This window comes from Paenibacillus sp., from assembly GCF_035645235.1.
Lineage (GTDB): Bacteria > Bacillota > Bacilli > Paenibacillales > YIM-B00363 > Paenibacillus_AE.
The window spans coordinates 1-7,003 of sequence record NZ_DASQMZ010000207.1 but is presented as its reverse complement, the minus strand read 5'-3'; the positions used below and the strand labels follow the sequence as shown (position 1 = coordinate 7,003).

The 7,003-nt window shown below is 55.5% G+C and carries 5 protein-coding genes; all 5 read right to left on the bottom strand.

Going from position 1 to position 7,003, the window contains the following annotated elements; genetic code table 11:
- Positions 1 to 986, bottom strand: a 986-nt coding sequence (locus VEZ38_RS19370; RefSeq protein ID WP_324896466.1) for an ABC transporter substrate-binding protein, incomplete at its 3' end; no start/stop codon positions are given.
- A gap of 109 nt (positions 987 to 1,095) precedes the next feature.
- Entirely contained in the window at positions 1,096 to 2,694 is a 1,599-nt protein-coding gene (locus VEZ38_RS19365) for a response regulator (RefSeq protein ID WP_324896464.1), read from the bottom strand.
- A 22-nt stretch (positions 2,695 to 2,716) separates the two neighbouring features.
- A complete protein-coding gene (locus VEZ38_RS19360) occupies positions 2,717 to 4,465 on the bottom strand; it encodes a sensor histidine kinase (RefSeq protein WP_324896462.1) in 1,749 nt (582 codons plus the stop codon).
- Positions 4,466 to 4,533: 68 nt separating this feature from the next.
- Positions 4,534 to 6,735: a glycoside hydrolase family 36 protein gene (locus VEZ38_RS19355; protein WP_324896460.1), complete on the bottom strand. Its 2,202-nt coding sequence runs from the start codon at positions 6,733 to 6,735 to the stop codon at positions 4,534 to 4,536.
- Between the two features lie 79 nt (positions 6,736 to 6,814).
- On the bottom strand, positions 6,815 to 7,003 hold a 189-nt coding region (locus VEZ38_RS19350), incomplete at its 5' end, for a hypothetical protein (RefSeq protein ID WP_324896458.1).

The window sequence follows — 7,003 nt, the reverse complement described above, 5'->3', positions numbered from 1 at the left end:
CCCGTCGCGTACACCCGCGGATTGCCGTTTTCGTTCGGGAACGCGAAGGCGCCCAACTGATCGCCGATCTTTTCCTTCACGCCCGCATCGCCCGCCACGAAGTTCCCGTTGATCACCATGGCCGCCTTGCCGTCCGCGAAGCTCGCGGTGCTTTGCGCATAATCGCTGCTCAGTGCATTCTTATTGATATAGTCGTTCTTGGAAAGCTCGATGAACGCTTCCAGCACCTTCCGATATTCCGGACCGTTCACTTTCGCGGTGCCGTCCAGCAGCCGTTCGCCGAAATCGGGCATGTCGGGCGATACGAGCGACGCGAACAAGATCGAAAACGCGTTGTTGGCGACCCACTCGTCTTTCACGCCGAACTCGATCGGCACGATGCCGCTCGCTTTGATTTTCTCGCACGCCGCGAGAAATTCGGCCCATGTCGCAGGAGGCGCGATGCCGAGGTCGGCGAATATCTTCTTGTTGTACAATACGCCGCCCGCGCTCAAGTCGAGCGCGACGCCGTACACTTTCCCCCCGATCGACATCGACTCGCGGTCGTGCATCCGCTCGACCCAAGGCTGATCGGACAGATCCGCGAAAAATCCGGCCTTGGCGAATTCCTTCACTTGCTGGTTGAAAATGACGTCGGCGGCGTCGCTTGCGGCCAGCTGCGTCCGCAGCTTGTCGAAATATTTTTCGCCCTCCGTAATTTGCAGCTCGACGGTCGCTTCCGGATGCAGCTCTTCGTATTTGGCCTTCACGGCATCGTAGTATTTCAACGAATGCTCGTCATTGAGGAACCCCGACACCTTCAGCGTGAACGGCTCCGGCTTCGCCGCGTCTTCCGTACTCGCGTTCGTGCCTTCCGCCGGTTGTTCGGCCGCAGGTGCGGCTTGTCCGTTCGCGTCCGTGCCCGATTCGCCGCCGGCGCCGCAGGCCGACAGTACCGCCGTGCTTCCCAAGACCAGAGCCGCGAGCCAAGAATACGATTTTTTCATGCCCTATTCCCCCAATAAAGTTTCATAATGAAAGTGAAGCGTTTTCATTAATGTACCTTTATCATACGTCCGCGAACCGTACGAAGGAATGCGATTCTGTTCGACGAACCTATAAATTGTTTTCCTTTTTGTATTCGGCCGGGGATAGACCGAAGTGCTGTTTGAAACAAGCGCTGAAGTAATACGCATTGTTGAAGCCTACCTTTTCGCCGATTTCATAGATTTTCAGATCCGAACGGTGCAGCAGCTCGCGCGCTTGATTCAGACGGGTATGCAATAAATAGTCGCTGATGTTCACTTGCATCTCCCGCTTAAAGATCGTGCTTAAATACGCGCGGCTTAAATTCACTTCCTTGGCGATCGAATTCAAATCCAGCTCCGCGTCGCCGAAGCGGCTTTGTACGATCTCTACGGCCTTCTGTACGACGACTTTATACTTGTTAGACCGCGAACGCTGCGTATACCGGCACAATTGTTCGAACATCGTCTCCAGCCAGTCGAAAATTTCGGCCAGCGTCCGCATCGCTTTCATCATCTCATACAATTCCGATCCGGTCGCCAGAACCCGATCGGAATCGGTATTCGTTTCCTTAATGATTTGAGATATCTTCAACAGGATGGAAACCAGTAACGTCTTCACCTGCTCTTCGCCGGAACGATAGGCTTGGAAAAACTCCCGTAATTGCCCTAACCCGATTCGGGTTTCCTCCCACAAACCGAGCTTCACGCTGTTGATCAAATTCGTCTCCAGCTCCAACGGGTAGTGGACGGTCGCCACCGGCACGAACGGATCTACCTCTTCAATATCGATCAATTGATCCGGTCCGATGAGGAACGTATAATGCACCGCTTCTTGAGCGGCCTTATAACTTAGATGGACGTCCGTCAGCCCGCCGACCCCCATGCCCGCGCCGACGCTCATCGTCATACCGTGCCTGGAAGAAATATGCCGCTGCGCCGCTTCGGCCGCCTGAAGCAGTTCGCTCCGGTGGTTCGGGCTCCGCTCGGGATCGTGTCCGACGATCAGCGCGATCCTTCGATCGCGATCGATGAACGACCAATAGTCGAAGTCCCGCATCATTCGTCGAATCTCGTCCGCCAGCTTGACGAGCAAGTATTGCAAATCCGCATGGCGTACGGTTCGCAACAGGTTCGGCAGGTCGTCTATGGAAAATAGGAGGCATGTGTACGCCGGGCGGGCGGAATCGATCTGGAGGAACGACATCTCCTCGTCGAGCAGATTCGGGTCGATGGTCCCTTCCGCCAACCGAGCCGCCCATTGTTCGCGGAGGAACGGAAGGCTCCGTTGAATTTGCTCTCTTAGCTTGCGATCCCGCTGCTGTTCCCGGATCGCGCCCAGCACGGACTCCAGCAATTTATCGGGGACGATCGGCTTCAAGACATATTCGGTGACGCCGAGCTTCATCGCCCTTCTGGCGTATTCGAATTCGTCGTGGGCGCTGATCAATACGACCTTGATCTCCGGGTGCCGCCGGCTCAATTGTTCCGTCAGCTGAAGCCCGTCGACCAATGGCATCATAATATCGGACAACACCAAATCCGGCGGATCGGCTTCAATGCATGCAAGCGCTTCTTCTCCGTTTTCGACGGCCCCGACGACATCGATTCCATGCTCCCTCCAGGCGATGGCTTCCAGCAGCATGGTTTGCGTTTTCCGATTATCTTCCACGATAAGAAGACGCGTCATTGGTCGTTCCCCTATCCTCGGTCTAGATTTGTTGGGTAATGGTCACTTCGATCGTCGTCCCGTCTTCGTCGCTCTTTAGGATTTCGATGCCGCAATCCGATCCGTGCTGCAGCTTGAGTCTGGCATTGACATTGATGAGTCCGTACCCGCTGTTTTCCTGAAACGTCCCTTTGCGCAACTGTCTTTGCAGCTGCTTCATCGTGTCCTCGCCCATTCCGACCCCGTTATCGCTGACCTGAATTTTTATGTAGTCTCCTTCGAAACCGCCGCGCACGGTAATCATGCCCTTGCCCCGCTTCATGCGAATGCCGTGGTGAATCGAATTTTCCACGATCGGCTGCAACGTAAAACGCGTAATGAAGAACGGATAAATTTGCTCGTCGACATCGAAAAGCCAATCGATCTTATCGGCATAATGCAGCGTTTGGAGCTTCGCGTATTCCCGGATCATCTCGATTTCTTTCGAGATCGGAATCGAGTCGAGGCCTTTGCTCAATGCGATTCGGAAAAAGTTGGACAAGCCGTATACGATTTCTTTCGCGTCTTTATTGGATTCGTCGATACTGCTGTTGATCGCGTCGAGAGCATTGTATAGAAAATGCGAATTGATCTGCGATTGCAGCGCTTTCAACTTCGCTTCGCTTTCCATCGTCTTTACGCGGTCGACCCGCAGAATGAGCGATCGGATTCGTCGCGTCGACTGATTGTAAGAACGAATCAAGCGATCGATTTCGTCGCCGCCGTTCTTTCTCCACGGAATAATCTTCAAAATATGCTCTCTGCGGGAAAGCTTGCTTTCTTCCATGGCGGAAAGAAGCAGCTTCAACCGCGCCGTTAAACTTTTGGAAAGCAAGAAGCTTACGAGAAACGCGATACATGCGACGATCCCGGAAAACCCGAGCGACATGCCGAGCAGCGAATTCGATTCGCGAAGTATCGCTTGCGAAGGCGCAACGGACACGATCCTCCAATCGTTCGCTTGAATTTTCCGAATTTGTACGTAGTCTTGCCCGAACACCCTCGATCCCGATTCCATCGACAGGGTGTCCTGGAGACGATCGCTTTCCCACATTCGACCGAGCAGCTCCGGGTTCCGATTCGCAACGAATTTGCCTTGCCCGTCGATAATGAAGGTATCCGCCTCTTCGACCCGGTTGTTGTCGCGGAGAATCGCGCTAAGCGACTCCGATTCGAGATCGATCACCAGCACGGCGATCGTTTCGTTCGCGTTCGTAATGCTCGTAAGCGTTCGGAAGACAGAAAACACGTGCGTTCCGCTCGCCGAAGGGTACGTCGTGATCCAATAAGGCCCGCCTTTCCCTCGGAAATCTTCCCAGCCCGGCAGCTCTTCCCCCAAGTCTTCGAACGGGATGAATCGCGAGCTTGGACCATATAGCATGTCAGGCACCTTCGCATACACCCGGACATTCGCCAACCGATTGTCCGACTGTTCGTTCTCGATCATCGCGGTCAGCAATCTGTGTTGCTCGTAATGATACCAAGGCTCTACGTTCGACCGAAGCGTATATAGGTTCTGAAGCCGCTGATCCATGTTGTATAACAATGTTCTTGCGCTCTCCTGCGCCTGAGAAAGTCGATTCGACACCGCCGTTTCCATCTGGTCGACATCCTGTTTAATCAACGTTTCCGTGTTTTGAATCAAGACGGACGAGAAGACGTAATACGAGAAAAAGACGACGCCAAGCAAGGGAATGACGGAAAGCCCCAGAAGACTCAATAGAAGCTTCATTCGATAGTTGATGGATACCAATCCGCATCCCCCCGGATATCGAAAGCCCGCCGACATTCGGCAGCCTTCGAAACACATTTGCTCTGCGTCTACGCGCGTAAAACCTCGAAGTATCTAGCCTGATATGGGTTTGGAAAATGGAAGACGACGCTGCCATCGAATCGGTTGTAAGCCGCCTCCGCCGCATACGAAGGGTCCGAAGGATACAATTGGCGGATGCGCGCCTCGGCGCCCGCGAATCCTTGAAGCTTCATGACCTGGTAAGGCTCGGCCCCTCCCAACCGCCAGACGGCGAGCAGCGTGCGATTCCCAGACTCGTTCGTCAACCCGACCGCGGCCCAGCCGGTTTGATCTTCGATTCTATGGAACCCGAGCGGCCAGATCGGGAACGACCGATGAATGTGCCCCCGCTCTTGCTTGTAAACTTGTACCCCTTCCAAAATCAGCGCCCGGTTGCGCTCGTCGGCGGCATCGATCCGTCCGGATAAATACATGTTGCCGCAGAGGCCGTTCACCATATTGAAGATCGTCTGTTCGCCGTCGGCCATACTTTCGCGATAAGACGATGACAAGACATGATCCGGCTGATCCTTCCGGTCGAACGTCAGCGGATACGGATACGTCCAAAATTCCGCTTGCTCGGGCAGCACGGCCGCGAGCAGTCCGGAGATAATAGACGGATTGCAGGCGTAATGCTCCTGGTCCGACGTGCTGTGCAGATGGAAGCGCGACAGCATGCCGTAATCGGCCCGCAAGCCTCCCGAGCTGCAATTTTCCATCAGGATATGAGGATGCCGTCGTTTCACTTCTTCAATGAATTCGTAGAATGCGCGCATGTTCCTCAGCAGACCGCTCGCCGACGATTGGCCGTCGGTATCGTCCCCGGCGCCGATGCAGTCGTTGCAATCGTTCCGAATCAAGGTGGCGCCCATGCCTACCAGGCGATCGATGACTTGCATGAGATACTGCCTGACCTCCGGATTGGAGAAATCAAGGAACATCCGCGGGCCGCCGCCCGCCCTGCGGCCATGCCGCCGTAGAAACCAATCGTCCGGCTTCCGCGCGAGCGCTGCGTCTTCTCCGCAAACCTCCATCTCGATCCAGATACCGATCCCCATGTTTTTGCTTTTAATATATTCGAAGATGCCCTGAAGCCCGCGTTCGCCGAATCGATCGTTGCTGGGCACCCAATCCCCCAGGCCGTTCCACCAATCTTGCGTAAGTCCGGAGAACCATCCCGCGTCCATGCAATACATTTCCGCCCCGAACGCGGCTGCGGCGTCGACCTGCCGAAGAATGTTCTCCTCGGTCGGGTTCGCCCAAAGGCAATTCATATAGTCATTATAAACCAAAGGGTAGAAGGTATGGGTGTTGGGAAGCGTTGGGAGTAACCTATTTCTGCGATACAATGTAAATTGCCGGACCGCTTGCTCGAACCGGCCCTCGCAACAGCCGTAGCTTACCGGCACGGACTCCACTGATTCGCCCGGCGCAAGCGTGTGGTGCCAGCCGCCGTAGCGTTCGTCCGCTCCGTCGGCATGCAGGAACAGCGCTCCTCCCTCGCGCTCCGTTCCGCGGTACCCGATTTCGAGGTGCCAGTTCGAGGAGGTTTCGATCTGCGCGAACCAGACGGCGCCCGTTTCTTTATCCTCCACCACGACCATCGGCGCATACCGGCTCGTGCTCTGGCTGCCGACGGAAGCGAGATGGAAGGAAGCGCCGACGGCGTGAAGGGAAGTCGGGTACACCCCCAACTCCGCCAAGCCAGCGCTTCTCCATTGTCCTTCGCTATTCCACGCTTGACGGCAGTAATGGACGGCGATCTTCTCCGGGTGATGCCATGGCAGCACCCCGCCGATGGCGATGCCTTGCGGCGAGGCCGACGACAGATGCGTGAGCGTCACCGGCTCCGATCCCGCATTGCGCGCCAACGTGCGCTGACGGATCACGGAAGCGCCTGCAATAAATTCCAGATGCACCTCGACGACCAATCCAAGCTGCTCGTGTATGTAGGACGCGAAGAGTTCGTTTCCGCGTTCCTCGAACGCTTCCATCCGCATTTCGGTCGGCAGCGAGGTATAGCCGCTTACCATCGAGGATAGACGTCCGTACGGCTTTCCCGCCACGCTGACTTGGAAGGGAGGCGCGGATCCGAGCTTCTTTGCGCCGAGCGGAACCGAATCGGCATGCAAGGCCGATTGCCACAGTCCGTTTTCATTCCGCTCGAAGAGCAGCCGCAGTTGTTCGTGGGACACCGTCACGATTGGACTGTCCGAATTCTCGATTCTCATGTTCGCACGCTTCTTTCGATATGATTCGAGCGAAAGACCCGCGGCGCCGGCCGCAGGTCCTTCGTTCTCCGATGTTCGATTAATTCAAGGTGATCTCTTTTCGCATTAAGCTCGTATACGTTCCCCATACCGTGGTGCCGTCGAAATTCAGGAAGTATACGTAGAACGATTGGCCGCTCTCCGTCTGCGGATTCGAGCCGGTACCGACGATCGTCGGATACTGGTTTACATAGTTTGTCTGGCCCGCGTCGTCGATAATGTATTCGGG